Source organism: Cupriavidus sp. C3SS-1, assembly GCF_057073755.1.
On the sequence record NZ_CP172699.1, the window covers coordinates 584,502 to 609,483 of the forward strand.

General features: G+C 66.3%; 22 protein-coding genes. 7 read left to right on the forward strand and 15 right to left on the reverse strand.

Going from position 1 to position 24,982, the window contains the following annotated elements; translation table 11 throughout:
• The first annotated feature begins 219 nt into the window (after positions 1–219).
• Both ACIGJC_RS02790 and ACIGJC_RS02795 read left to right on the forward strand, forming a co-directional pair.
• Positions 220–717, forward strand: coding sequence for a pilin (locus ACIGJC_RS02790; protein ID WP_483710505.1), 498 nt, complete (start codon positions 220–222; stop codon positions 715–717).
• 94 nt (positions 718–811) lie between these two features.
• Entirely contained in the window at positions 812–2,617 is a 1,806-nt protein-coding gene (locus ACIGJC_RS02795) for a PglL family O-oligosaccharyltransferase (protein WP_483710506.1), read from the forward strand.
• A gap of 4 nt (positions 2,618–2,621) precedes the next feature.
• On the opposite strand, the gene ACIGJC_RS02800 is transcribed toward ACIGJC_RS02795, so the two are convergent.
• Together ACIGJC_RS02800 and ACIGJC_RS02805 are read right to left on the reverse strand one after the other, a co-directional pair.
• Positions 2,622–3,152, reverse strand: a complete 531-nt coding sequence (locus ACIGJC_RS02800) for a YMGG-like glycine zipper-containing protein (protein WP_483710507.1) — start codon at positions 3,150–3,152, stop codon at positions 2,622–2,624.
• Positions 3,149–3,667: a hypothetical protein gene (locus ACIGJC_RS02805; RefSeq protein ID WP_483710508.1), complete on the reverse strand. Its 519-nt coding sequence runs from the start codon at positions 3,665–3,667 to the stop codon at positions 3,149–3,151. Before ACIGJC_RS02805 ends, ACIGJC_RS02800 begins: the two co-directional genes overlap by 4 nt.
• Positions 3,668–3,871: 204 nt before the next feature.
• Here ACIGJC_RS02805 and ACIGJC_RS02810 point away from each other — a divergent pair, with 204 nt between their 5' ends.
• On the forward strand, positions 3,872–5,212 hold the full coding sequence (locus ACIGJC_RS02810) for a GGDEF domain-containing protein (RefSeq protein WP_483710509.1): 1,341 nt from the start codon (positions 3,872–3,874) through the stop codon (positions 5,210–5,212).
• A 24-nt stretch (positions 5,213–5,236) separates the two neighbouring features.
• Here the strand turns inward: ACIGJC_RS02810 and moaC are convergent, their stop codons facing one another.
• Positions 5,237–5,716 carry a cyclic pyranopterin monophosphate synthase MoaC gene (gene moaC / locus ACIGJC_RS02815; RefSeq protein WP_483710510.1) on the reverse strand — a complete coding sequence of 160 codons (480 nt, stop codon included), beginning with the start codon at positions 5,714–5,716 and terminating at the stop codon, positions 5,237–5,239.
• Between the two features lie 73 nt (positions 5,717–5,789).
• On the opposite strand from moaC, the gene ACIGJC_RS02820 reads away from it, so the two are divergent.
• Complete coding sequence (locus tag ACIGJC_RS02820) at positions 5,790–7,577, forward strand: beta-barrel assembly-enhancing protease (protein WP_483710511.1); 1,788 nt, start codon at positions 5,790–5,792, stop codon at positions 7,575–7,577.
• A 15-nt stretch (positions 7,578–7,592) separates the two neighbouring features.
• Here ACIGJC_RS02820 and ACIGJC_RS02825 read toward each other — a convergent pair whose 3' ends face one another.
• From ACIGJC_RS02825 to ACIGJC_RS02845, 5 genes are all read right to left on the reverse strand, one after another.
• Positions 7,593–8,171 carry a DUF2946 family protein gene (locus ACIGJC_RS02825; protein WP_483710512.1) on the reverse strand — a complete coding sequence of 193 codons (579 nt, stop codon included), beginning with the start codon at positions 8,169–8,171 and terminating at the stop codon, positions 7,593–7,595.
• Between the two features lie 28 nt (positions 8,172–8,199).
• Complete coding sequence (locus tag ACIGJC_RS02830) at positions 8,200–9,267, reverse strand: YheT family hydrolase (protein ID WP_483710513.1); 1,068 nt, start codon at positions 9,265–9,267, stop codon at positions 8,200–8,202.
• A 55-nt stretch (positions 9,268–9,322) separates the two neighbouring features.
• Complete coding sequence (locus ACIGJC_RS02835) at positions 9,323–9,763, reverse strand: YybH family protein (protein ID WP_483710514.1); 441 nt, start codon at positions 9,761–9,763, stop codon at positions 9,323–9,325.
• A gap of 17 nt (positions 9,764–9,780) precedes the next feature.
• Positions 9,781–10,803, reverse strand: a complete 1,023-nt coding sequence (gene waaF, locus ACIGJC_RS02840) for a lipopolysaccharide heptosyltransferase II (protein ID WP_483710515.1) — start codon at positions 10,801–10,803, stop codon at positions 9,781–9,783.
• Positions 10,804–10,915: 112 nt separating this feature from the next.
• A complete protein-coding gene (locus ACIGJC_RS02845; protein ID WP_211948900.1) occupies positions 10,916–11,110 on the reverse strand; it encodes a zinc-finger domain-containing protein in 195 nt (64 codons plus the stop codon).
• 240 nt (positions 11,111–11,350) lie between these two features.
• Here ACIGJC_RS02845 and ACIGJC_RS02850 point away from each other — a divergent pair, with 240 nt between their 5' ends.
• On the forward strand, positions 11,351–14,317 hold the full coding sequence (locus tag ACIGJC_RS02850) for an SNF2-related protein (RefSeq protein WP_483710516.1): 2,967 nt from the start codon (positions 11,351–11,353) through the stop codon (positions 14,315–14,317).
• Between the two features lie 172 nt (positions 14,318–14,489).
• A complete protein-coding gene (locus ACIGJC_RS02855; protein ID WP_483710517.1) occupies positions 14,490–15,503 on the forward strand; it encodes a Bug family tripartite tricarboxylate transporter substrate binding protein in 1,014 nt (337 codons plus the stop codon).
• 300 nt (positions 15,504–15,803) lie between these two features.
• Here the strand turns inward: ACIGJC_RS02855 and ACIGJC_RS02860 are convergent, their stop codons facing one another.
• The 7 genes from ACIGJC_RS02860 to ACIGJC_RS02890 all read right to left on the reverse strand — a co-directional run bounded on the left by ACIGJC_RS02860 (position 15,804) and on the right by ACIGJC_RS02890 (position 23,514).
• Positions 15,804–16,790, reverse strand: a complete 987-nt coding sequence (locus tag ACIGJC_RS02860) for an L-threonylcarbamoyladenylate synthase (RefSeq protein ID WP_483710518.1) — start codon at positions 16,788–16,790, stop codon at positions 15,804–15,806.
• A 29-nt stretch (positions 16,791–16,819) separates the two neighbouring features.
• On the reverse strand, positions 16,820–18,064 hold the full coding sequence (locus tag ACIGJC_RS02865; RefSeq protein WP_483710519.1) for a 5-(carboxyamino)imidazole ribonucleotide synthase: 1,245 nt from the start codon (positions 18,062–18,064) through the stop codon (positions 16,820–16,822).
• 40 nt (positions 18,065–18,104) lie between these two features.
• Positions 18,105–18,602: a 5-(carboxyamino)imidazole ribonucleotide mutase gene (gene purE / locus ACIGJC_RS02870; protein WP_483710520.1), complete on the reverse strand. Its 498-nt coding sequence runs from the start codon at positions 18,600–18,602 to the stop codon at positions 18,105–18,107.
• Between the two features lie 53 nt (positions 18,603–18,655).
• Positions 18,656–19,564, reverse strand: a complete 909-nt coding sequence (locus tag ACIGJC_RS02875; RefSeq protein WP_483710521.1) for a phosphoribosylaminoimidazolesuccinocarboxamide synthase — start codon at positions 19,562–19,564, stop codon at positions 18,656–18,658.
• Between the two features lie 102 nt (positions 19,565–19,666).
• Positions 19,667–20,731, reverse strand: a complete 1,065-nt coding sequence (gene fba / locus ACIGJC_RS02880) for a class II fructose-bisphosphate aldolase (protein ID WP_483710522.1) — start codon at positions 20,729–20,731, stop codon at positions 19,667–19,669.
• Positions 20,732–20,842: 111 nt separating this feature from the next.
• Positions 20,843–22,279, reverse strand: coding sequence for a pyruvate kinase (gene pyk / locus ACIGJC_RS02885; protein ID WP_483710523.1), 1,437 nt, complete (start codon positions 22,277–22,279; stop codon positions 20,843–20,845).
• A 38-nt stretch (positions 22,280–22,317) separates the two neighbouring features.
• On the reverse strand, positions 22,318–23,514 hold the full coding sequence (locus ACIGJC_RS02890) for a phosphoglycerate kinase (protein WP_483710524.1): 1,197 nt from the start codon (positions 23,512–23,514) through the stop codon (positions 22,318–22,320).
• A 341-nt stretch (positions 23,515–23,855) separates the two neighbouring features.
• Here ACIGJC_RS02890 and ACIGJC_RS02895 point away from each other — a divergent pair, with 341 nt between their 5' ends.
• Complete coding sequence (locus tag ACIGJC_RS02895) at positions 23,856–24,962, forward strand: helix-turn-helix transcriptional regulator (protein ID WP_483710525.1); 1,107 nt, start codon at positions 23,856–23,858, stop codon at positions 24,960–24,962.
• Positions 24,963–24,982: the final 20 nt, after the last annotated feature.

Here is a 24,982-nt window from a genome sequence, read left to right on the forward strand (position 1 = left end):
ATCGCATATTTTGTCGGTGCGGCAGGAGACATTGGCAGACAACTGACAATTTTTGGTGCTAGGACATGGGTGCACGTTTGCCGGGTGACGAAATTTGTCGCCTGGCCCCCTGTTAGTGGGGTATCTATGCCTGGCACAGTACCTGCTCTATCCTCCCCGCACTTCACAAATCGAAGACGTGCAGTGCGACAACCTAAAATCTCTTCGAGGGGTCATCTCATGCAACGGGTACAACAAATCAAGAAGCTGGGCCGTCGGGTTCAGAAGGGCTTTACGCTGATCGAACTGATGATCGTTGTGGCGATTATTGGTATTTTGGCGGCGATTGCGATTCCGCAGTATCAGGATTACGTCACTAGGTCCAAATGGCAGACCAACATTTCCGACCTTGCAACGCTGAAGACGCTGATTGCCGAGTGCCTTCAGAACAATGCCGGTGACGGAACGGCGTGTCAAACTGCTGCCGCGCTGAACATTGCAGCCCTGCCGACGCCTACCTTCGCAACTGGTGCTGTTGCATTGACGGGTACTGCGGCCACGGCCGGTACCCCGCCGGTCCCTGGAAAGGTGAACGTAGCCTTCACGGGTTCGACCGCCGTGGGCAGCTTCGTCTATAACGCAGATTGGACACCGAACGCAGCGGGAACTGGCATTGTGTATACGAAGGCTGCCGCCGATACCATCCCCGCGAACATCATGCCCGCCACAAATCGCTAATTGCGGTCGATTACTCGATTGTCAGCGCCTTCGGGCGCTTTTTCTTTGCCTGTCCCTCAAGCTATCATCCGCCTTTTCCCCACCAAGGCGCCGCATGCCGCAGCCTAGGACCGCCGTTCCGGCGATCTTCCTTGTCCTCACAATTGCCTTCCCGCTCCTGGTTTCCCGGCACACTCTCCCGCTGGCCACTTTCTACGGCGAGTGGGCGGCAGCATCAGCATTCCTGCTGCTTGCCTGTGTGCTGCCGGTATCGACGTTCCGATCCTCGTCCGAGACGACCGATGCGCACATCCCCTGGATTGCAATCCTTCCGATTTGGCTGATTGCCCTTGGCGCAATCCAATCAGCCTCCGGCCTCACTGATCTGACGGGCAGCCGCTTCACGACGCAGCTCACACTGGCACTCGGCGCAACAGTCATGCTCGCGGCGTGGCGCTATGGCGCTTTGGCGTCGCCAGAGAAGCGTCGTGCCATAGCAGACGCTTTCGCCACCGCTTTCCTCCTAGCAGGCCTGCTCGGCACCCTCTTTCAGTGGGTCCAGCTATTCCATCTCGAATCCCAAACCTTCGGCCTAGTCTCCTCCTACTTCTATGACGACAACCGCCGCCTCTGGGGCAACGTCAACCAGCCCAATCACCAGGCCACCATCGACGGCATGGCATTGGTCGCCGCGACATGGCTAGCCTCGCGCGGTAAGCTGCGTTTCCCGATGTGGCTGGCAGCCGTGGTCCTGCTGGAAACCGGCATCGTGCTGTCAGGCTCACGCACCGGCGTCATTCACGTAGGCATCGCTGCGCTGTACGCCATCTTCGCCGCATGGCTTGCGCGCGGCGCTCGCCGCGATATCGATCCGATGCAGCGACCGGTCGGCCTTCTGGTTGCGGCCGTCGTCACGGTCGTCGTCCTGCTGGCGCTACAACCGACCATCAAGGCCGCCAGCCACGCCTTCGACTGGCGCCTGTTCGATACCGTCGCACAACTAAAGTCCGCGGACCAGACGTCCGCCCGCCGCGCACTCTGGACCCACGCCTGGGCCATGTTCCGCACCCACCCGTGGCTCGGCGTAGGCTGGGGCGAGTTCGGCTGGGCCCAGTTCCAGCTGTTGCCGCAAGTCGGCGTGAAGGTCGAGATGGCCCTGCATTCCCACAACGCGATACTCGACCTGCTGGCCAAGACTGGTATTGTCGGGACCGCTGGCGTGGCCATTGCGTTGGCGGGATGGTTGTGGCGCGTGGTGCGTGTCCGGCTGATCCAGGCGAATAACGACGAACGAGCGCAAACCGTCGTCGTCCTGACATGGCTGGCCATGCTGTGCGCGCATTCGATGCTCGAGTACCCGCTGCATTACCTGTACTTCTTCCTGCCGTTCTGCTTCATGCTAGGCTGGCTCGAGCCGCGCGGTTTCGGCCGATGGCACATGCCGCGCTGGCTGTCGCTAGGATTGCTTGCGGGATTCGCAGCGGTCAGCGCGATCGTGCTCGCTACGATGTGGCAGGACTACCGGCGTGCCGAGGCGCGCGAGTATGCCAGCCGCGAGCGTCGTGTCACGCTGCCGATGCCTGCTTACTGGTTCCGCCAGTATGCGTCAGCCGATGTCGCCGAGCGCGCCATCATCACGCCTGCCAATGCCGCACAACTGTTGCCTTCCCATATCGCCGCCGTGCATCTGCTGCCGACGCCGACGATGATTGCCCGCACCGCATGGTTGATGGCGCTGACGGGCGATCCCGCGCAAGGCCGCGCGTGGCTGGAGCGGCTACGCTACTACTACGTGGGGGATGAGGCGGCACAGTACGCCGCGCTCGACCAAGCCTGCGGCGAAGTCTCCGATACGGCGCGGCCGCGCGAATTCTGTCGATGGATCCGCCAGCAGGCGCAGCACATGCCCGAACCGGACTGACCGCTCAATACGACCCGCCGTACCCCGGTGGCGGAGGCGGCGGCGGATAGTAGTAAGACGGCGCTGGCCGCGCCACCGTTGCCATGTTGCCGTGGACCGGCACGCGGTGCCCGCTGGCATACATGCACTGAAGGTAGGCGCCATCATATTGTTGCTGCGTGCCGTAGCCCGAGTACTGCGCATTGCTCGCGCCGAATGCCGCACCGGTCAGCAAACCTACGCCGGCACCCACGGCTGCACCCTCGCCGCCGCCGAATGCCGCGCCCGCGGCGGCGCCCAGCGCGGTACCCACCACCGTGCTGCCGACCGCACTGGTATTCGCCGCCTGCGCGGAACTGACGCCACCCACCTGTCCGAATGCGTACTGGCGGCAGTTGCCGTCGTCAATCCGGAACTGGTCAAAGCTCTTGCCAGTACCCGGCAGCACCATGACGGAGGGACCCGATGGCATCACGGCGCAGGCACCCAATGCCAGCGTTGCCACAGCCAGTGGAACGGCCAGCGGACGACGGATAACGCAAGCACATGCCTTCATGACGACATCCCCGTTGCACCCGGGTCAGGGGGGACGGAACCGGCCGGCGGCTGCGCCGGCACCTTCTGCCAGCCGCCAGGGCATGCGTGGATATAGGGGTAATAACCTTCCGGCTGGTTGCAGTGGTACCACCACGCCTGCGCCGGTGCGTCGGGCATGGCGCCTTCAGGTCCGGGCATGCCGCCTTCCGGTCCGGGCGCGGCTACCGGTCCGTTGGGACCCTGTTCAATGTATTGCGGCGGTGACGCCGGTGCGGTCATGACCGCGGGCGGATAGTAGTACGGGTACGGATAGTAGCCATAGGGATACCCCCCGTACACGAATCCCGGGCCGAAATACACGCCCACGCCGACACGCGCCGGGTAGTAACCGCCGTGATAGTAACCGCCGTGGTAATAGCCACCGTGATAGTAGCCGCCGCCGCCGTGATAATAGGCCCGGCCGGCGACTGCCGCGCCGCTGGTGGTGACCGCCGCCAGAGCCAGTGCCAACTGGCAAAGCTTGCGCCCGTTCATGGATCTCACCTATGCGAATGCGCCAGGCCGCGCCGGCACTACGGTGCCGCGGCCTGTCCGGCCATGCTGGCCTGATTGATATTGAATACCAATTTACGCCCGCCGGCGGTGCCGCAGGCACCGTGAAATGCGGCGTTACCTTTATTACGGCACGATGCGCCGACCGTACGCAGGGCGATCCACCGTTCGCCGGGGCGTTGCAAAATGCACTTTGATTTTTCTACTTCACCGCACTGCGGCGGAATTTGTAATAAAGTGTTTCGAAGTTATCACGCACACAAGACCGTGAACCTCGAATCCCCATCTGAATTTGCCATTGACCCGTTGCGCGTGGAGTTCCGCCGGGCAGAAACGGAGCTGGCATTCCAGCGCCACCATCTGACGCGCAGCCGGTCGTCCCTGCACCTGACACTGCTGTTCTGCTCGGCCTTCTATCTGGCTTTTTCCATGACGGATGTCGCGGCGCTGGGCTATGGGCGCGTGGCGCTGATCCTGTTCGTCGGCCGCATGCTGGTCGCGATCACGGCGGTCATGGGCCTGTATCTGCTGCGCGACGAGTCCGAATCCATCGCGGCGCACTGGTTCGTGGCCAGTGCCGCCGAGGTCGTGGGCATGGCAACCTTCATGCTGATCGTCTGGTACCGACCCAGCGAGATTCCATGGCATGCGATGTCACTGTGCATCATGCTGATCGTTGTCTATATCTTTATTCCCAACCGGCTGGTCATTGCAAAGGGCATCGCTATCGCTGCCACTGCGGTCTTCATCCTGATCGCGGTGAAGAAGGGGAGCCTGACCCATTCGGATGCCCTGACCATGACGATGCTCTTGCTGCTGGCCAACAGCTTCGGGCTGGTGGCAGCCCGCCGCTACCACCGGCTATGGCGCGACGAATACCGGGCGCTGATCGAGCTGAAGCACCAGTCGACCCGGGACCATCTCACCGGGTGCTACAACCGGCGCCATTTGCATGAAACGCTGCTGCCGATGGAAATTGCGAGGGCGGAGCGCTACAAGTATTGGCTGACCCTTGTGGTTTGCGATATCGACCACTTCAAGCGCATCAACGATACCTTCGGCCATCAGACCGGCGATGCCGTGCTTCAACATGTGGCGGACCTGCTTCAGGCGATGACGCGCCGGCATGTCGATAGCGTGGTGCGCTACGGCGGGGAAGAATTCCTGCTGGTCCTGTCGCAAACGGATCTTGACGGTGCCTTGTCCGTCGCCGAGCGGTTGCGCGCGGCAATTGTGGATAATCCGACTGCCGACGCCGCCAGCGGCAAGATCCCGACGACCGCCAGCTTTGGCGTGCTGGCCGTGGATTTTTCGGTGGCGAGGCACGGTGCCACCGAAAAGACCTTGATTGCCGCAGCCGATGCCCTGCTGTATGAAGCGAAGGAAGCGGGCCGCAACAGTATCCGGTGCAGCGAATGGTCCGATGCAGCCGTCGGACGCGTGGCCGGTTCTCTTCCGCTGACGATTTACGATTCAGCGTCATCGGACGGGCATCAGACTCTTGCCGACTGGGCGGAGGCGCCGTAGACCTCCGGTTGTGAAGGCTTCCGTCTAGGCGCCGGCCACCCAGTCGCCCGACTTGCCGCCGTGCTTCTCCATCAGGCGCACACCGCCCATCACCATGCCCCGGTCCACCGCCTTGCACATGTCGTAGATCGTCAGCAGCGCGACCTGCACGCCGGTCAGCGCTTCCATCTCCACACCGGTCTGGCCGCGCGTTTCGGTGCGGACCGTGCAGGTCACGCTGGCGGCCGCCTCGTCCAGCGCAAAGTCCACTGCCACCTTGGTCAGGCCGATTGGGTGGCACAGCGGAATCAGGTCGGCGGTACGCTTGGTTGCCATGATTGCGGCGATCCGCGCAATGCCCAGCACGTCGCCTTTCTTCGCGGTGCCGTCGCGCACGAGCGCAAAGGTATCGGGCAGCATGGTGATGGTGCCGGTGGCCACCGCCACGCGATGGGTGCTGGCCTTGTCGCCGACATCGACCATGTGGGCCTGTCCGGCGGTATCGAAATGGGTAAGCTGCGTCATGGCGGGTTCCTGTACGGCAACGTGCGGCAAACCGCTAATGGGAACGGCTTGCGGAGGCCGCTATCATAGCAACATGCCCAAGACCCCATTGCTTCGCAGGCCCGGCCCCGCCGGCCTTTGCGGGCTGCCAGGCGCTACGCCTGCCGGCCCGGCATCACATGTCCCGGCACGGCATGCGAGGCCATGGCGCCGCTCGCTGGTGGCGCTGATCGCGCTGACCATGGTCACGCCCGCGTGGCCGCAGGGCAGCGCGCCGGCGGGGGCGTCGGGCGCCGCGGCCAAGGTGGCGATCGCGCCCCCCGTCGAAACCAGCGACCAGGTCTACGACAACCTCAATCGCAGCGTCAAGGCGGGGCAGAAATCCGAGTTCGGCCTGCGCACCAATAATCCGGTGGTCGATGTTGGCGGCGTCCAGTTGCCGGACATGGGCGATCCGTCCACGGCGGCGCTGTCGCCGGATATGGAAAAGCGCCTGGGCGACCGCATCATCCGCGATATCCGGCGCGATCCGGCCTATGTGGCCGACCCACTGCTGTCCGACTATCTGAACGCGCTTGGCTACCGGCTGGTGCAGGCCGCGCGGCGCCAGAGCATCTCGGGTTCGAACGGCTCCGGGACCTTCGCCACCGGCTTCGACCTGTTTGCCGTGCGCGACCGCAGCATCAACGCTTTCGCGCTGCCGGGCGGCTATGTCGGCGTGCATACCGGTCTGCTGGTGCAATCCGAGACCGAGTCGGAACTCGCGTCGGTGCTCGGCCACGAAATCGGCCACGTGATGCAGCGCCATATCGCGCGCGGCATCACCCAGCAGGACCAGTCGATGTGGATCGCACTGGCCTCGATGGTGCTGGCCGGGCTGGCGGCCACGCGCAGTCCCGATGCCGCCGCAGCGCTCGCCATGGGCGGGCAGGGCGCGGCCATTGCCAACCAGCTGTCCTTCTCGCGCGGCGCCGAGCGCGAAGCCGATCGCGTCGGCTTCCAGATCATGACGGCTGCCGGGTTCGATCCTCAGGGCATGCCCGACTTCTTCCGGCGGCTGCAACGCTCATCGGGTACGGCGGAGAATTCGGTGCCCTCGTATGTACGCACCCACCCGCTTACGTCCGAGCGGATTGCCGACATGCAGGACCGCGTCAGCCACGTGATGGCCCGCAAGGTGTCGAACACGCCCGATTACGAGTTTGCGCGCATGCGCGCCCGCGTCATCCAGGAAAGCTCGCCCAGCGATCTGCAGAACCTGCGCACTGCCATACGCGCGCAACTGGCCGGCGCCTCCGTGGTGCGCTCGCCGGCGCTGCACTACGGCCTGGCCTTCATCGAACAGCGCCTGGGCCGCTACCCTGCCGCCGAGCAGGAGCTGGCCGAATCGCGCCGCCTCTACGGCAATATTCCCGGCGCCAGTTCGGGCAGCCCGATGCTCGACGTGATGGCGATCGAACTCGCGCGCCAGCAGGGCCGCGTGCCGGAGGCGATGAGCCAGGCCACGGCATCGATGAAGGCCTTCCCGCTGTCGCACGCCGTGGCGCTTGCCTATGCGGACACGCTGCTCGGCACCGGCCAGTACGATGCGGCGGTCGCGTTCCTGCGCGAGCGCACGCGGCAAGAGACCGGGCGCAGCGAATGGTGGGACATGCTGGCGCGTGCCTACGCCGGACAAGGCAAGCGTGTGCAGCAGCACCAGGCGCTGGCGGAGAAGTATGCGATGGAGGGCGCCTTCCAGGCCGCGATCGAACAGCTGCAGATCGCGCGCAAGGCCGGCGATGGCGATTTCTACACCTTGTCCGAGGTCGATGCGCGGCTGCACCAGCTCCAGCGGCAATACCGCGAGGAACGGCAGGACAACAAGGGCATGCCCAACTGATCCTGGCCGGCCCGATCAGGCGGCCGGCGCCTGCGGGTCGCGCACGAAGCCGAAGCGCTTCGGCACCTCGTCGGCGCCAATCGGTTCGATCGGAATGTCGCGGCCGTCATGGCGGAACACGCCGAGATCCGCGCCGCATGCGTCGCCATGCCACTCGCAGGTGCCGCTGAAGAGGTCCAGGTCGTGGTCGTGCAGCAGCGCCGCGTGCGAATCACCTTCCTCGCCTTCGATCTTGCCGGCCAGCACGACATTGCCCTGTTCGTCGGCAAAGCAGGCTTGCGCGGCAAACGCGCGCTGCGTGGTCGTGCGCAGGCGGCCTTCATGCAGCCGCACGACCCATGGCGCATAAGCCAGCGACACAAAGACGCGCTGCGGCCCGTTCTGGAAGTACCACGCGCCGCGCTCGTCATGCAGGTAGTTGCGCTCGATGAACGCCACCAGCGTTTCGTGCCGGATCGGGTCGCCCGACAGGCCGTGCTGTTGCGCGAACTCGTTGCGCAGGCGCCATTGGCCGCGTCGGTCCAGGGCTAGCCAGCCGTAGCAGTTCGGCACATCGGGCCAGCGCGCCATCGCTTGCCGGACGGATTCATCCATCGTCGTGTCTCCTCTTTGCGGGCCGGCTTCAGGACATGCTGTCGAAGAAGCGCAGGATCCTTGCAGGCAGCCATTCGATATGCCCGCTGAACGGCAGCAGCGGCAACTGTCCCAGCAGGCCGGTGCGCGGTGTCATGAAGCCAACGTGCCCGCCGTGCTCGGGCTGCTCCAGCCAGACCTGTGGGCTGACGTCGGCGGGGCCAGGCAGATACCGAGCCGGCAAGAACGGGTCATTGCGCGCATTGAGCACCAGCGTGGGCACGGCAATCTCGCCCAGCACGGGTTTGCTCGATGCGCGTTTCCAGTAGTCGTCGGTATCGCGAAAGCCGTGCAGCGGCGCGGTCACGATATTGTCGAACGCGTACAGGTCGCGGCTCGCCAGCATGGCGTCGCGGTCGAACAGACCGGGAAACTGCTCCAGCTTGGCCAGGGACTTGCGCTTGAGCGTCTGCAGGAACATGCGCGTGTAAAGCATGTTGAACCCGGCGGACAGCGCCGCGCCGCCGGCGGCCAGGTCCAGCGGGGCTGAGATAGCCGCGGCAGCGCTGAGATAGCCAGCTGCGCTGCCCTGTTCGCCAAGGTAACGCAGCAAGGCGTTGCCGCCCAGCGAAATGCCGACCACCAGCATCGGCCTGCCATCGGCGCAATGCTCGCGGCGCAGGCGTTCAAGGACCCAGCGGATCTCGGCGGAATCGCCCGAATGATAGAAGCGCGGCGCGCGATTGAGTTCGCCCGAGCAGCCGCGGAAGTGCGGGATCACGCCCTGCCAGCCGCGCGGCTGCAATGCGTGCATCAGCGCCTGCGCGTAGTGGCTGCCGGAGTCGCCCTCCAGCCCGTGGAACATCACCAGCAGCGGCGTGTTGGCGCGCACGGCGTGCGTGGTCCAGTCCAGTTCGATAAAGTCCTGGTCCGGCGTTTCCCAGCGCTCGCGGCGAAAGTGCACGCGCGGCGGCCGCTGCGTAAAACGCGCCGGAATAATGGTCTGGGCGTGGCCGCCACGCAGCCACCACGGCATGGCGATGCCATCCCCATAAGCATGGGCGGATGTACTGGCCTGGGTGTTGGGGGGCAGGCGATGGTGCGGAAGCTGCGTCATGCCGGCTGGATCATGCGAAGGACCGCTCGCGCAGGCGCGCGGCTGGTGGCGGCTTTCAGTGCAGCGCCTGTCCCGGCGCCGCGGCCACGGAGGCTACCTGGACGGCATTGGCGGGGCTGCAGTGGATATGGGCCAGGCGCCAGCCCTCGTGGTTCTGCATCAGCACGTAGGTGGTGTGCACGTACAGGTCGGCCTCGACCCGGTCCGCGCCGAAGCGCAGGGCCTCGGTCACGTCGAAGATCGACACGCCCAGCGACGCATGGCTGCTGGTCTCGATCGCATCGATCAGCACCGGCTGTTCTTCGAGCAGTTGCAAGAACGCCTGGCGCAGGTGTTCATGGCCGATAAGGCGCTGGCCGTCAGGCATGATGCAGGTGATCGAGTCTTCGTCGAGCCACAGCCGCAGCGCGCCCTCGGCATCGCGCAGTTTCATGGCCTCGCGGAAGGCCTGGACAATGTCTTCCGCGGAATCGAACAGACGGGCAAAACGGGGCATGGTCGCGATGTCAGGAGTCAGGGCCGGTGCAGCAGCTTGCGCAGCTCGACGAACACCATCTCGGGCTCGATGTCCTTCAGGCAGCGCAGGTGTCCCAGGGGACACTCGTGTTTGAGACACGGACTGCATTCAAGTTGCAGCCACATGATACTCGCAGCCTGTGACAGGGGCGGCGTCTGGCGCGGATCGCTGGAGCCGAACACGGCCACCTGCGGCCGGTTCAGCGCCGCGGCGATGTGCATCAGGCCGGTATCGTTGCAGACCGCGGCCTCGGACAGCGCAAGCAAGTCGATGGCGTCGTCGAGCGAGGTCTGCCCGCACAGGTTGCGCACGAAGGGCGCCTCTTTCGTGATCTCGGCCGCGGCATCAGCGTCGGCCGCCGCGCCCAGCGTGATCATCAGGGCATACGGGTACGAGCGTCGCAGCATCTGCGCCAGCCTGGCGAAATGCGCGGCCGGCCAGCGCCGCGCGGGGCCGAAGCCGGCCCCCGGGCAGAAGGCGATCAGGCGCGTCTGCGGTGGGATGCCGAAGCGCTCCGCGGTGGCGGCAATACGGTTCGGGTCGGTGCGCAGGCGCGGCTCGGATAATTCCGCCGGCGGCTTGGCGCCGGGCCGCAGCGCCAGGCGGGCGTAGTGCTCGGCCATGACCGGGCGGCCGTTGCGCGGCGGATTGGCGTGGCTCACGTTCAGCATGCCGAAACGCGATTCGCCACGGTAGCCGACGCGCAGCGGGATACCGGCGAGCCATGGGATCAGCGCCGACTTGAGCGTCTCCGGCAGCACGTAGGCCATGTCGTAGCCTTCGTTCTTGAGCTGCTGGGCAAACATGAAGCGGGCCGAGAGCTGCAGCTTGCCGTGCGTCAGGTCGCTCGGAAAGACCCTGCCCATCTCCGGCATGCGTGCCAGCACGGGGCCGACCCATTTGGGCGCAAGGGCATCGATGACCAGCCGCGGATGGCGTGCCTTGAGCAGCGCCAGCAGCGGTTGGGCCATCAGCGCGTCGCTGATCCGGTCGGGGGCGATGACGAGGGCTTTTTTCATGAATGGGGCGAAGCTTGCCCGCGCTTGAGCGCGACGGGCGGAAACGTCAACGCCCCGGAGCGCCGCCAGGCGGCCCGGAGCGTCGGGGTGCCGCGGGAGCGGCGCGCGCCGCTCAGTGGTGGCCCTTCAGCACGGTGCCCGGCTTGAGCTTGTACACCGTACCGCAGTACGGGCACTTGGCTTCACCGGTATCCACCACATCCAGGAAGACGCGCGGATGGTAGTTCCAGGCCGGCGTATTGGCGGTGGGGCAGTGCAGCGGAATGTCTTCAGCGCCGATTTCTACGATGTTGGCGGTTTGCGTCATGGTGTTGCGGGGTGTCGTGCTTCGGATTTGGGTCGGGCTGTCGCCGTGCCGGCCAGGCCGGATGGAACGTCAGCCACTTCTTGTCTGGTTTGCCGATCCCACCGGAAACCCGGCTGCGGCAAAAGCACACATTGTAAGCTGCGGCGACATGGGTGCCAACGCGGCTGACGGGGAAAGGCGGTCTAAAATGCCCGCTTTCCCGTCGTTCTTCCCCAAATTCCTCTGTCCGCACCGGTTCCCGTGCCTTCGGCCCTTCCTCCCGACCCCGCAGCTCGCCCCGACAGCGCCTCGCAGGCCTGGCAACAGGCGCTGGAAGCGTTGCAGGAGCTCGCTGGCGGCAGCGCGGCCGCCGGCAACGCGCACGATCGCCGCTTGCTATGGGCGTTGACGCTGGATGCCGACGGCGCCGTCGCCGCGATCGAGCCGCTGGAGCAGTCGCGCGGCGCGCGCGGCTGGGGCAAGCCCCGGCCCATAGCGCTGGCGCGCGTGGCGGAGGACGGTCAACTGCAACCTTGGGATACACGCGTCGCGCAAGCCATCCGGCGCGACCAGTCGCACAACCGGCGCTACGTGCTCGACCGGGCGGCGGCTATCGTCGCACTGATCGGACATCCGGCCGTGGTGCTGGCCCGATCGCCGGAGCAGCCGCTGGAGGTGATCGAAGGATCGCCCGCGCTGGAGGCCGTGCACACCGACGGCCGCTATGTGCTGCGCATCTATCCCCCGCTGCGCGAAGCGCCCGACATGGACGCCTTCCTGCCGGCCGCGGCACGCCAGGATGCCGAGGCCCTGCGGCAGATCACCGTGCTGCGCGATGGACCGCAGCGGCTGCGCGTGATTCGCTTCACGCCCGCGCAACAAGGGGCAGCTCGGCTGATTGCCGACGGGCTGGCCATCCCCGAAGCCGGCCGCGCGCAACTGGACCGCACGCTGCGCGCGCTGGCCGGGCATTTCCAGGTCGAGGCGGACCCGACCGGCGCCGTACGCGAACTGGAGCCCGAGTCGCGGCTGCGCGCCGAAGTGGCGCCACGAGGCCAGGGCATTGCGCTGCGGCTGGTGGTCACGCCGCTGGGACCGCTCGGCCCGCGCCTGGCGCCGGGGGCGGGACGCGAGCGGCTGATGGCCACCGTGCGTGGCGAAACGCTGTCCACGCAGCGCGACCTGGAGGCGGAGCTGGCCCACGTGGCCGAGGTCTTCGCCGAACTGCCGTTCCTGGTGCCGCTGGCCCCGCCCGGCGGCGAGCACAACTGGATGCTCGACGATGCCGAAGACGCACTGGCCGTGGTCGAAGCGCTGCCACGCCTGCCGGCCGTCCAGGCGCTGGAGTGGCCGCGCGGCAAGGAGATGCGCGTGCTGGCCGCGGACCTGCCGCAGCTCAGCGTGGCCGTCGAAACCCGCAACGCCTGGTACCGGCTGGTGGGCGAGCTGCGCGTGGCCGAGGGGCTCGTGCTCGAACTCGGCAAGCTGATCGACTGGACCGGCAGCCACGCCGGCCGCTTCGTGCCGATGGGGCAGGGCGTCTACATAGCACTCACGCGCACGCTGCGCGGCCGCTTGCGCGACCTGGCCAGCGTGGCCGACCGCGTGCCCGATGGCATCCGCGTGCCACTGATGGCGACGCCGTGGCTGGACGACGTGCTGGCCGGCGCGGGGATCGATCCCGATGCGCATTTCCGCCAGCGGCTCGCGCGGCTGCGCGCCGCGCGCGAGGCGGATATCGCCGTGCCGGCCAACCTGGCAGCGGAACTGCGCCCGTACCAGCATGACGGCTTCCGCTGGGCCATGACGCTGGCCGCGGCCGGGCTCGGCGCCTGCCTGGCCGACGACATGGGCCTGGGCAAGACGCTGCAGGCGCTGGCGGTGCTGCTGGCCCGCGCGGGCGGTGGTGCGGGCCTTGTGGTCGCACCGACTTCCGTGTGCGGTAACTGGGCCGCCGAGGCGCGGCGATTCGCGCCGACCCTTGACGTTCATGTCTATGCCGACGGCGAGCGCGAGACCCTGCTCGCAAAAGCCGGGGCCGGCGACCTCGTGATCGTTTCCTACACACTGCTGCAGCAGGCGCATCACGCGTTCTGCGCGCGCGAGTGGCACACCGTGGTGGCCGACGAGGCGCAGGCCATCAAGAATGCCGCTTCGCGCCGCGCGCGGGCGCTGTTTGACCTGCCGTCAGGGTTTCGCATGGCGCTGTCCGGCACGCCGGTGGAAAACCGGCTGTCCGAACTCTGGTCGGTGATGCGCTTCTGCAACCCGGGCTTGCTCGGCTCGCTCGCACGTTTCAACGAGCATTTCGCCAATCCGATCGAGCGCAGCGGCGCGCTTGAAGTCCGGCAGCGGCTGCGGCGAATGATCGCGCCGTTCGTGCTGCGCCGGACCAAGGCGCAGGTGCTCGACGATCTGCCCGCGCGCACCGAGGTGGTCATCCGCGTGGAGCCGGAGCCGGTCGAGGCAGCCCACTACGAAGCGCTGCGCCGCCAGGCCCAGTCCGACGCCGAAGCCGCGCTGGCACGTGTAGAAGCCGCGCGCAAGGCCACGCGCGGCGCACCGGTAGGCGCGCGGGCCAGGGCCATCGCGCAGGCACAGTTCCAGGCGCAGGCGCGCATCCACGTGCTGGCGCAACTGATGCGGCTGCGCCGCGCCGCCTGCGATGCGCGGCTGGTCACACCCGAGATCGGGCAGGAGGGCGCCAAGCTGCGCACCTTCGTCGAACTGGCCAGCGAGCTTGCCGCCAACGGGCACAAGGTGCTGGTGTTCAGCCAGTTCGTAGATTTTCTGCGTCTGCTCAGCCAAGGGCTGGAGCGTGCGGGCCTGGCGCTCCAGTACCTGGACGGCGCCACGCCGGCCGCGGAGCGTACGCGGCGCGTGGCGGCCTTCCAGTCCGGCGAGGGCGATGTCTTCCTGATCAGCCTGAAGGCAGGCGGTTTCGGCCTGAACCTGACGGCTGCCGACTACGTGATCATCGCTGACCCGTGGTGGAACCCCGCCGCTGAGGACCAGGCCATGGGCCGCGCCCATCGCATCGGCCAGCTGCGTCCCGTCACGGTGTACCGGCTGATTACGGCGGGGACGATCGAAGAGCGCATTGTCGAGTTGCACAAGGACAAACGCGCGCTGGCCGATGGCGTGCTGGACGCCGGCGAGGACGCCGTGGCTGGCATCGGCGCGGCATTGCCTGACGTCGATGAGCTGGTCGGGCTGCTGCGGCGCTGAGCGTTGCTGTGGCACGACCATATGCCGGCTCGGCATACCTTCAAGCGAACTCGGTCGTTTGGTTTTGGCCCGAACATTGCTATCGTGTGGCTTTCGGTCCGGGGCGCCAAGACCCTGGCTCGTGATGGCGTCGCGCTGGTTCCGGCGCCCCTGTCATTCATTTCCTTCGACGGTGCCCCCTATGTCCCGCCTGCCCTCGCGCTTCTTCCTCCGTTCAGCACTCCAGTTGACTGTCGGCCTGGTCGCCGCCTGCGCCATTGCCGCGCCCGCCCAGGCGCAAGGCGAATGGCCGAACCAGCCGGTGACGATCCTGATGGGTTTCACCGCCGGCTCGGGCGTGGACATGGTGGGCCGCACGTTGCAGGAGTCGCTGCAGAAGTCGCTGAAGACCACGATCATCTATGACTACCGTCCGGGCGCCGGCGGCAATGTTGCTTCGGAAGTCGTGGCGCATGCCAAGCCGGATGGCTACACGCTGTTGCTGGGCACTGCTGCCACGCATGGCATCAACCCTGCGCTGTACAAGACCTTGCCGTTTGATGCCGATGCCGATTTCACACCGATCGCACCGCTGGTCGAAGTGTCCAACGTGCTGACCATCAACCCGGCCGTGATCGATGTGAAGTCGGTCAAGGAGTTCATCGAGAAGGTCAAGGCCAATCCGGGCAAGTACAACTATGCGTCGACGGGCAACGGCACCGGCACGCACCTGGCATTCGCCGAGTTCAATGCGCGCGCGGGCCTCGATATGGTTCACGTCCCCTACAAGGGCGGCCCCGATGCATTGCAGGCCGTGCTCAAGGGCGAAGTGTGCTGCATCTTCAACCAGGTTCAGAGCGTGCTGCCGCAATATCGCGCCGGCAAAGTCCGCTTGCTTGGCGTGACCACGAGCAAGCGCGTGCCGGTGGTGCCGGAAGTGCCAACCATCGCCGAAAGCGGACTGCCGGGCTTCAACAGCACCATCTGGTTCGGCTTCTTCGGGCCGAAGGGGATGGATCCAAAAATCTCGCGCAAGATCAACGATGCGGTGAAGGTCGCGCTGGAAACACCGGCTATCCGCCAGAAACTGATCGACGCAGGCAATTCGCCGCGCGTGGAAAGCGTGGAGCAGTTCCGGGCGACGGTGAAGGCGGATCGGCAGAAATGGGCGGGGGTGGTGAAGACGGTGGGGGCTTCGATCGATTGATCGGGATGCCTGGATTACCGGGCTGCGCGTAGTGACGCGTGGCCCGGCCACTGGCATGACTAAATGTGAGCGAAGATTCGTCTCAGCAGGCCGATTTGGTGCGCATACGCCAGCCAGAATAGTGCAGTGTTGCTCGAAGGTAACCGGCAGGATCTTCAGGTTGAGGGTCGATCCTGCAACGGGATTTGTCGGGACAGTAGGGGGCATCGCGTTCGAGCGGACCGTCCAGCCCACAAGGGAAGGAGCTTCGCTCAATCACAACAAGTCGGCTCATCGCGGCTGCGAAGAGCGGCGAGAGCCTTACCCCCCGAACGCCGCCGCCGCTCGTTGCAGCCGATCCCTGACGCCTGCCCATTCATGCCCGTCCGGCAGCGGCTCGAACACCAGCCGCGAGTACCCCTGCTTGTCGAGCTTGCGCAGCAGCCGATATAGCTCGCGCGCATAGGCAGCAGCATCCGCGGGCGCCTGCACCCAGGTACAACGGGCATCGTCGATCGGCGCACGGCCGACCCACGCCACGCGGGCATCGGCAGCAAGGGTGGGCAGTTGCGCCACCAGTTCTGCCGCATCGGCCAGCACCAGCGGGGTATGCGGTGCGTAGTGCGCCTTGAGCGTGCCCGAAGCGCGTGGCGCCGCGGCGTCGGGAGGCAAGGGCGCTTCGCCAAGCACCTGCGCCATCATCGCCGGCGTGATCGCACCCGGGCGCAGCAGCACGGGTCCAATGCCCTGATCCAGCCGCGACAGGTCGACGATGGTGGATTCGATCCCCACTTCCACGCCATCGCCTTCGAGCACATAGACCGCATCGCCGAACTCGTCGCGCACGTGCTGCGCCGTGGTCGGGCTGACCTGGCCGAACTTGTTGGCAGAGGGCGCGGCAATGCCGCCACGGCCGCGCTTGAAGCGCGACAGTAGCGCCTGTGCAACGGGATGTGATGGGCAGCGCAGGCCAATGCTGTCCTGGCCGCCTGCCACTGCCGCATCGATATGCGCGGCACGCTTGAGGATCAGCGTGAGCGGGCCGGGCCAGAACGCTTCGATCAGCTTGTTTGCCGCGTCCGGCACCTCGTCGACCCAATAGCCGATGTCGGCGCCGTCCACCACGTGCACGATCACGGGATGGTTCGACGGCCGGCCCTTGAGCGCGAAGATGCGCGCCACGGCTTCCGGGCTCTCGGCGTCGGCGCCGAGCCCGTAGACGGTTTCAGTGGGAAAGGCGACCAGCTGGCCGGCCTCCAGCAGGCGGACCGCTTCGTCAAGTTCGGCGGCCGTAGGCATGCGAGACATCTTGTTCCTAGAAGCTAGCGTAGCGTAGTTCAGACCGGAATATGCAGCGCTTGCTCGGCCACCTGGAATGCCTGCTCGGCGGCCTCGGCGTTGTCGCCGATGCAGTTCACGTGGCCCATCTTGCGCGACGGGCGCGCGTCGCTCTTGCCGTACAGGTGCAGCTTGGCGCCGGGCTGGGCCAGGACTTCATCCCATGCCGGCGTACGTTCCAGGCCGAACTCGAACCACACGTCGCCCAGCAGGTTCAGCATCTTGCCGGCCGAATGCTGGCGCGTGCTGCCCAGCGGCAGGCGCGCCATGGCGCGCACCTGCTGCTCGAACTGGCTGGTCTCGCACGCATCCATGGTGATGTGGCCGGAGTTGTGCGGGCGCGGCGCCATTTCGTTGGCGATCAGCGAGCCGTCGGTGAGCACGAAGAATTCGATGCATAGCACGCCCACATAGCCCATTTCCGTGGCAATGATGGCGGCGGCGGCACGGGCGCGGTCGGCGATGTCGGCCGAAACGCTGGTGGACGGCATCGTGGTCGAGAACAGGATGCCGTCGCGATGCACGTTCTCGGCCAGCGGCCAGGTGGCGGTGCTGCCGTCGGCGGCGCGCGCGGCCAGCACCGAGACCTCGTAGGCCAGCGGCAGCATCTGCTCCAGCACGCACGGGACGTGCTGCATGGCTTTCCATGCGGCGCGCACGTCTTCGCGCGTCTTCACGCGGGCCTGGCCCTTGCCGTCGTAGCCCATGCGGGCGGTCTTCAGGATGCCGGGCAGCACCGTGTCGGGCAACTGGTCGACGTCCGCATCGTGCTGGATGACCCAGTGCGGGGCGGTCGGCACGCCGGTGCGCTCGGCGCACAAGGCAAAGAACTTCTTCTCGCCGATGCGGTTCTGCGCGATCGACACGCAGTAGCCGCGCGGCGCGACAAAGGAGCCGAGCTGTTCCAGACGATCCAGCGACAGCGACGGCACGTTCTCGAATTCCGTGCTGACAGCCTGGCACAGCCGAGCCATCTCGGAGAGCGCAGCCTCATCGGTGTAGGGCGCGCAGATGTGCTTGTCGGCCACGGAACCGGCAGGGCTGTCCTGGTCCGGGTCGAGCACGCAGACGCGATAGCCCATGCTCTGCGCCGCATGCGTGAACATGCGGCCAAGCTGACCGCCGCCGAGCATGCCGAGCCAGGCGCCGGGCAGGATGGGCGCGCTGGGGTTGTCGACACCGAACTCGGCGCGCGACTCCGGCGTGTGGGCTTCGGAGAGGTAGGGATGGATATCGGTCGGCATTGCTCGGTTCCGTGGTTTCCGGGGTTACAGCTCGGTGGGATTACAGCGGCAGCGTCATGGCGCGGGCAGCCTCGGTCTGCTTCGCGCGGAAGGCTTCCAGGGCATTGGCCAGCGCCTCGTCGGTGGTGGCCAGCGTGGCGACGGCGTGCAGCGCCGCATTGGCGGCACCGGCTTCGCCGATCGCGAACGTCGCCACCGGCACGCCCTTGGGCATCTGCACGATCGACAGCAGCGAGTCCTCGCCGCGCAGGTACTTGGACGGCACCGGCACGCCGAACACCGGCACGATGGTCTTGGCGGCAATCATGCCCGGCAGGTGCGCGGCACCGCCGGCACCGGCGATGATCGCGCGGATGCCGCGGCCGCGCGCGGTCTCGGCATAGCGGAACATGTCGTCGGCCATGCGATGCGCAGAAACCACCTGGGCCTCGAACGGCACACCGAAATCCTTCAGCATGGCCACGGCGTGCTGCATCACGTCCCAGTCGGAGCTGCTGCCCATTACGACGCCGACGAGCGGCTTGTCTTGTTGGCTCACGTTATCTGTTCCTTCTGTTGTCGTTCCCGCCTGCGCGGGAATGACGAAGTGGTTTACTTCAGTTCTTCGCCCGTCAGGCGCGTCAGCGCCTCACGGTACTTGGCCGCGGTTTTCTCGATCACGTCGTCCGGCAGCTTCGGCGCCGGCGCGGTCTTCGGCCACGGCTTGCCGTCGATGCGCACGGCTTCGAGCCAGTCGCGCACGAACTGCTTGTCGAACGACGGCGGGTTGGTGCCCACCTGGTACGAATCGGCCGGCCAGAAGCGCGACGAATCGGCGGTCAGCACTTCGTCCATCAGCGTCAGGGTGCCGTTCTCGTCCAGGCCGAATTCGAACTTGGTGTCGGCGATGATGATGCCGCGCGTGGCGGCGTACTCGGCCGCTTCCTTGTACAGGCGGATGGAGATGTCGCGCATCTGGCGGGCCAGCGCCACGCCAATGCGTTCCTCGACTTCACCGAACGAGATGTTCTCGTCGTGCTCGCCCATCTCGGCCTTGGCGGCCGGCGTGAAGATCGGCTCGGGCAGCTTCTGCGCGTTCTGCAGGCCGGCCGGCAGCTCGATGCCGCACACCTTGCCCGTCGCCTGGTAGTCCTTCCAGCCGCTGCCGGCCAGGTAGCCGCGCACCACGGCTTCGACCAGGATCGGCTTCAGGCGCTTGACCACCACGGCGCGGCCCTGCACCTGCGCGACTTCCTCGGCCTTCACCACGGTTTCCGCGGCGACATCGGTCTCATGGTTCGGCACGATATGCGCGAGCTTGCGGAACCAGAAATTCGCCATCTGGTTCAGCACGCGGCCCTTGTCGGGGATCGGCTCGCCCATGATGACGTCGAAGGCCGAGAGGCGGTCGGTGGTGACGATCAGCAGCTTGTCTTCGCCGACGGCGTAGTTGTCGCGCACCTTGCCGTGGCCAAGCAGCGGCAGGGAAGTGATGGAGGACTGGTAGAGAGCGTTGGACATGGTGGTTCCGATAAAACGGCGAAGCCGCCGGGCGCAAGAAGCTGCCGCGGCGGCCGGAACGTCAAACCGCCATCCGCATGCGCGGATGGCGGTCAGGGGACATTACTGCACAACCTGGGCAAGCTTGCCCGACTTGTACTGGCTGGCGATATCCGTCAGCGACACCGGCTTGATCTTGCCGGCCTGGCCTTCGCAGCCGAAGGCGATGTAGCGGGCCTTGCAAACCTGCTTGGCGGCTTCGCGGGCCGGCTTCAGGTATTCGCGCGGATCGAACTTGCTCGGGTTCTCGGCGAAGAAGCGGCGGATCGCGCCGGTCATGGCCAGGCGGATGTCGGTGTCGATGTTGATCTTGCGCACGCCGTACTTGATGGCTTCCTGGATTTCCTCGACCGGCACGCCGTAGGTTTCCTTCATGTCGCCGCCGAACTTGCGGATCTCTTCGAGCAGTTCCTGCGGCACCGACGACGAGCCGTGCATCACCAGGTGGGTGTTGGGGATGCGCGCGTGGATTTCCTTGATGCGGTTGATCGCCAGGATGTCGCCGGTCGGCTTGCGCGTGAACTTGTAGGCGCCGTGCGAGGTGCCGATGGCGATGGCCAGCGCGTCGAGCTGGGTGGCCTTGACGAAGTCGGCGGCCTGCTCGGGGTCGGTCAGCAGCATGGAGTGGTCCAGCTTGCCTTCGGCGCCGATGCCGTCTTCTTCGCCGGCTTCACCGGTTTCCAGCGAGCCCAGGCAACCCAGTTCGCCTTCGACGGTCACGCCGATCGCGTGCGACAGCTGCACGACCTTGCGGGTCACGTCGACGTTGTACTCGTAGTCGGCCGGCGTCTTGCCGTCTTCGCGCAGCGAGCCGTCCATCATCACGGACGAGAAGCCCAGGTCGATCGCGGCCTGGCAGATCGCCGGCGACTGGCCGTGGTCCTGGTGCATCACCACCGGGATGTGCGGATAGGCTTCGACCGCAGCTTCGATCAGGTGGCGCAGGAAGTGTTCGCCGGCGTATTTGCGGGCGCCTGCCGAGGCCTGCATGATGACCGGGGCATTGACCTCGTCGGCCGCCTGCATGATGGCCTGGACCTGCTCGAGGTTGTTCACGTTGAATGCCGGCAGACCATAGCCGTTTTCGGCAGCGTGGTCGAGCAGCTGGCGCATCGATACGAGTGGCATGTCAAAACTCCTGAAGGTAAATGGGGTGTCTCTGTATCTTGTTCTGATGGCGCTTTGCGCCATGCCGGGCGGCCGGGCAATCCTGCACAGCCTGCCGCCGCAAAAACTGCTTCAACTTCCCACCCTGACGATCTTGAGGGTGTTGGTACCGCCGGGCTGGCCCATGGGCTCGCCGATGGTCAGCACGATGAAATCGCCGCGCTGCACCACGCCCTGCGCGAGCAGCAGCGCTTCGGCCTGCTCCAGCGCGGTGTCGCGGTCGGTGCTGGCCTGCAGCGGCAGCGGCACCACGTTGCGGTACAGCTGCATTTTGCGCTGCGACGCCACGTTGGGCGTCATCGCGTAGATCGGCACGTGGATGCGGTGGCGGCTCATCCACAGCGCGGTCGCGCCCGAATCGGTCAGCGCCGCAATCGCCTTCACCTGCAGATGATAGGCGGTGAATAGCGCGCCCATCGCCACCGACTGGTCGATGCGCGAGAAGGTCTGGTTGAGGAAGTCCGTGTCGAGCTGAACGACTTCGGACTTCTCGGCTTCGATGCAGACCGCGGCCATGGCCTCGACCGTTTCCACCGGGAAGCGTCCCGCGGCGGTCTCGGCGGAGAGCATCACGGCGTCGGTGCCGTCGAGCACGGCGTTGGCCACGTCGGAGACTTCGGCGCGCGTCGGCACCGGGTTCACGATCATGCTTTCCATCATCTGTGTGGCGGTGATGGTCAGCTTGTTGGCCTCGCGCGCCAGCTTGATCATGCGCTTCTGCAGCGCCGGCACGGCGGCATTGCCGACTTCCACGGCCAGGTCGCCGCGCGCCACCATGATGCCGTCCGAAGCCTGCAGGATCTCTTCCAGCACGCCCGGGTTGATGGCTTCGGCGCGCTCGATTTTGGCGATCATGCGCGCCTTCTGGCCGTGCGGCTGGCCGGCCACGGCCGCGAGCTGGCGGGCCATTTCCATGTCGGTGGCGTTCTTGGGGAAGCTCACCGCGACATAGTCCGCGCCCAGGGCCATGGCGGTCTTGATGTCGTCCATGTCCTTGGCCGTCAGCGCCGGCGCCGACAGGCCGCCGCCCTGGCGATTGATGCCCTTGTTGTTGGACAGCTCGCCGCCAATGCGCACGGTGGTGAAGATCTCGCTGCCGAGCACGCGGTCCACCACCAGCACGATCAGGCCGTCGTTGAGCAGCAGCAGGTCGCCCGGGCCCACGTCGCGCGGCAGGTCCTTGTAGTCAAGGCCGGCGCGCCCTTCGTTGCCAAGCTGGCACGCCGAATCGAGCACGAACGGATCGCCCGGCTTGAGCGTGATCTTGCCGTTCTCGAACTTGCCTACGCGGATCTTGGGGCCCTGCAGGTCGGCCATGATGGCCACCTCGCGCCCGCACGCCTGCGCGGCTTCGCGCACCAGCTTCGCACGGTCGATATGGTCCTGCGCGGTGCCATGCGAGAAGTTCAGCCGCACCACGTCCACCCCGGCCGCGATCATGCGCGTCAGCACTTCCAGCGAACTGGAGGCGGGGCCGATGGTGGCAACGATCTTGGTCGAGCGGGTCATGACGGGAGATCCTTGTGCGGACATGGGCGAATCTGGCCTCAGCCGGCCGCGCGTTGCTCCAGCACCTCGAACGCGGGCAGCTTCTTGCCTTCCAGGAATTCCAGGAACGCGCCGCCGCCGGTCGAGATATAGCCCACGCGGTCGGCAATGCCGTACTTGGCGATGGCGGCCAGCGTATCGCCGCCACCGGCAATCGAGAAGCCCTTCGAATCGGCGATGGCTTCGGCCAGCACCTTGGTGCCGTTGCCGAACTGGTCGAACTCGAACACGCCCACCGGGCCGTTCCAGACGATAGTGCCGGCGGCCTTCAGTTGTTCGGCCAGCTGCGCGGCGGTCTTCGGACCGATGTCGAGGATCATGTCGTCATCGGCCACGTCCTTGACGTCCTTGACCGTGGCGGCGGCGGTGGCGCTGAATTCCTTGGCGCAGACCACATCCACGGGGATCGGCACCGAGGCGCCGCGCGCGGCCATGATGTCGATGATGGCCTTGGCGTCCGCGACCAGGTCGGCCTCGGCCAGCGACTTGCCGATTTTCAGGCCGGCGGCCAGCAGGAAGGTGTTGGCGATGCCGCCGCCGACGATCAGGTTGTCCACCTTGCTGGCCAGCGATTTCAGGATGGTCAGCTTGGTCGACACCTTGGAGCCGGCGACGATAGCCACCAGCGGACGCGCCGGCTGGCCGAGCGCCTTGCCCAGCGCGTCGATCTCGGCGGCCAGCAGCGGGCCGGCGCAGGCGATCGGTGCGTACTTGGCGATGCCATGCGTGGTGGCCTCGGCCCGGTGGGCGGTGCCGAATGCGTCATTGACATAGACGTCGCACAGCTTGGCCATCTTCTGCGCCAGTTCGTCGCTGTTCTTTTTCTCGCCCTTGTTTACGCGGCAGTTTTCCAGCAGCACCACCTGGCCCGGCGCGACTTGCACGCCATCGACCCAGTTCTGCACCAGTGGCACCGGCTTGCCGAGCAGTTCCGACAGGCGCTTGGCGATCGGCGCCAGCGAATCGGCCGGCTTGAATTCGCCCTCGGTCGGGCGGCCCAGGTGCGACGTGACCATCACCGCGGCACCGGCAGCCAGGCAGGCCTCGATGGCGGGTACCGACGCACGGATGCGGGTGTCCTCGGTGATATTGCCGGCGTCGTCCTGCGGCACATTCATGTCGGCGCGGATGAAGACACGCTTGCCGGAGAGTTTGCCTTGGGAGATGAGGTCGGATAGACGCAGGACGGAGGTCATGACGGTGTGATGGCGCGAGATTTCGCTGAAATTTCGGGGAAACAAGCATTTTACCTGATCGTGGTCATTGCCTAGACGATTCCGGACCAACCTGCACCATTGATGTGCTTGTTTGTGCACAAGCCTTGTCTCGAGCGTGTGCTGGCCGACATCGCTCCCCACCAAAGCAGGGTGCCGGGTATATCGTGCTCCTGCCCCGAGTGCGGTAATGTATGCAAAGTCTGCATTGTCAGACACGTAGGAGCACAGAGCCGGTCTACAGCGGCCATAACAACAATAAGCCACCGGGCGAGCCACAAGCCTGCCGGGCGGACAATTCGTCGTGAATGCAGGGGAAGCAGATGAACGAAGCGGACATGCATGGAGCGATCCGTGGCTTGTACGAGGGCATTCTTGACCCTGGTGCGTGGCAAGGGAGCCTGCGCATCCTGACCGAGATGGCAGGTACCGCGCACGCATCGATGATGGTGTGGGATACCGTGCGCGACCAGGTCACCGTCAACGAGATCGTCAATCCGGTGGTGGAGCTGTTCGGGGAATACGAGAGCAACTTCCAGTCCATCGACCCGGCCAAGCATTTCGCGCCGCGCATGAAGCCGGGTGACTGGTATATCGACGCACGCGACCTGGGCGAGGGCGCCATGTCGCGCCATCCGTTCTACCGCGATTTCTTCAACCGGTTCGACCTGCGTTCCTATGTGGCCTGCCTGGTCGCGCGCCAGCCGCACTACGAGGTCTATTTCTCGATGCAGCGCGCCATGTCGCAGCCGCTCTTCTCGAGCGACGATACGCGCGGCCTGGCGTGGGCGATCCCGCACATGCGCAGCGCCATGGCCCTGCGGGACCGCACGCACAGCTTGTCGACGCTGGCCAGCCTGTCGTCCCAGCTGGTGGAGCGCCTGAGCTTCGCGCTGCTGGTCATGTCGCCGCGGCGGCAGGTGCTGATGGGCAATCGCGCCGGCGAACAGTGGGCGCGGCGCCTGGACCCGGCCGGCAAGGTATCGGAATGGACGCTGTCGCGCCCGTTCGACGAGATGCTGCAGGCCGCCTGCGATCCGCGGCGCGCCGCCGCGGCGCAGGCCGCGCACGCCACCGACGGCCACGGCAACGGCGCGCAGGTGATCGTGCTGCCGCTGCCGCCGGCACACGCCTTCGCCTCCGAATGGCAGGAGCCTGCCGCGCTCGTGGTCGTGCATGAAGACGGCCCCACGCCGCCGAAGCTGGGCACGGTGCTGCGCGAACTGTACGGCCTCACGCCGGCCGAGACCCGCCTTGCCACCGCCCTGGTCACCGGGCAGGGCCTGCCCGAAACCAGCGAGCAGCTGCGCATCCGTCACGAGACCGCCCGCACCCAGCTCAAGGCCGTATTCCACAAGACCGGCACGACCAGCCAGGCGCAGCTTTCGCACCTGCTGTCCCGGCTGGCGGCGGCACTGGAAGGGGACTGAACCCGCCGCGGCCCGGCAAT

Bases quoted from the DNA above. Each gene is read 5' to 3' on its own strand.
- ACIGJC_RS02825 (WP_483710512.1), bottom strand. From the start codon at position 8,171: ATGGATGAATCCGTCCGGCAAGCGATGGCGCGCTGGCCCGATGTGCCG.
- ACIGJC_RS02865 (WP_483710519.1), bottom strand. From the start codon at position 18,064: ATGCCGACCGATATCCATCCCTACCTCTCCGAAGCCCACACGCCGGAG.
- ACIGJC_RS02875 (WP_483710521.1), bottom strand. From the start codon at position 19,564: ATGTCCAACGCTCTCTACCAGTCCTCCATCACTTCCCTGCCGCTGCTT.
- pyk (WP_483710523.1), bottom strand. From the start codon at position 22,279: ATGACCCGCTCGACCAAGATCGTTGCCACCATCGGCCCCGCCTCCAGT.
- ACIGJC_RS02845 (WP_211948900.1), bottom strand. From the start codon at position 11,110: ATGACGCAAACCGCCAACATCGTAGAAATCGGCGCTGAAGACATTCCG.
- ACIGJC_RS02835 (WP_483710514.1), bottom strand. From the start codon at position 9,763: ATGCCCCGTTTTGCCCGTCTGTTCGATTCCGCGGAAGACATTGTCCAG.
- ACIGJC_RS02860 (WP_483710518.1), bottom strand. From the start codon at position 16,790: ATGTCTCGCATGCCTACGGCCGCCGAACTTGACGAAGCGGTCCGCCTG.
- fba (WP_483710522.1), bottom strand. From the start codon at position 20,731: ATGCCACTCGTATCGATGCGCCAGCTGCTCGACCACGCTGCCGAAAAC.
- ACIGJC_RS02890 (WP_483710524.1), bottom strand. From the start codon at position 23,514: ATGACCTCCGTCCTGCGTCTATCCGACCTCATCTCCCAAGGCAAACTC.
- moaC (WP_483710510.1), bottom strand. From the start codon at position 5,716: ATGACGCAGCTTACCCATTTCGATACCGCCGGACAGGCCCACATGGTC.
- ACIGJC_RS02790 (WP_483710505.1), top strand. From the start codon at position 220: ATGCAACGGGTACAACAAATCAAGAAGCTGGGCCGTCGGGTTCAGAAG.
- ACIGJC_RS02800 (WP_483710507.1), bottom strand. From the start codon at position 3,152: ATGAAGGCATGTGCTTGCGTTATCCGTCGTCCGCTGGCCGTTCCACTG.
- ACIGJC_RS02810 (WP_483710509.1), top strand. From the start codon at position 3,872: ATGCACTTTGATTTTTCTACTTCACCGCACTGCGGCGGAATTTGTAAT.
- ACIGJC_RS02795 (WP_483710506.1), top strand. From the start codon at position 812: ATGCCGCAGCCTAGGACCGCCGTTCCGGCGATCTTCCTTGTCCTCACA.
- ACIGJC_RS02805 (WP_483710508.1), bottom strand. From the start codon at position 3,667: ATGAACGGGCGCAAGCTTTGCCAGTTGGCACTGGCTCTGGCGGCGGTC.
- ACIGJC_RS02895 (WP_483710525.1), top strand. From the start codon at position 23,856: ATGAACGAAGCGGACATGCATGGAGCGATCCGTGGCTTGTACGAGGGC.
- ACIGJC_RS02830 (WP_483710513.1), bottom strand. From the start codon at position 9,267: ATGACGCAGCTTCCGCACCATCGCCTGCCCCCCAACACCCAGGCCAGT.
- waaF (WP_483710515.1), bottom strand. From the start codon at position 10,803: ATGAAAAAAGCCCTCGTCATCGCCCCCGACCGGATCAGCGACGCGCTG.
- ACIGJC_RS02820 (WP_483710511.1), top strand. From the start codon at position 5,790: ATGCCCAAGACCCCATTGCTTCGCAGGCCCGGCCCCGCCGGCCTTTGC.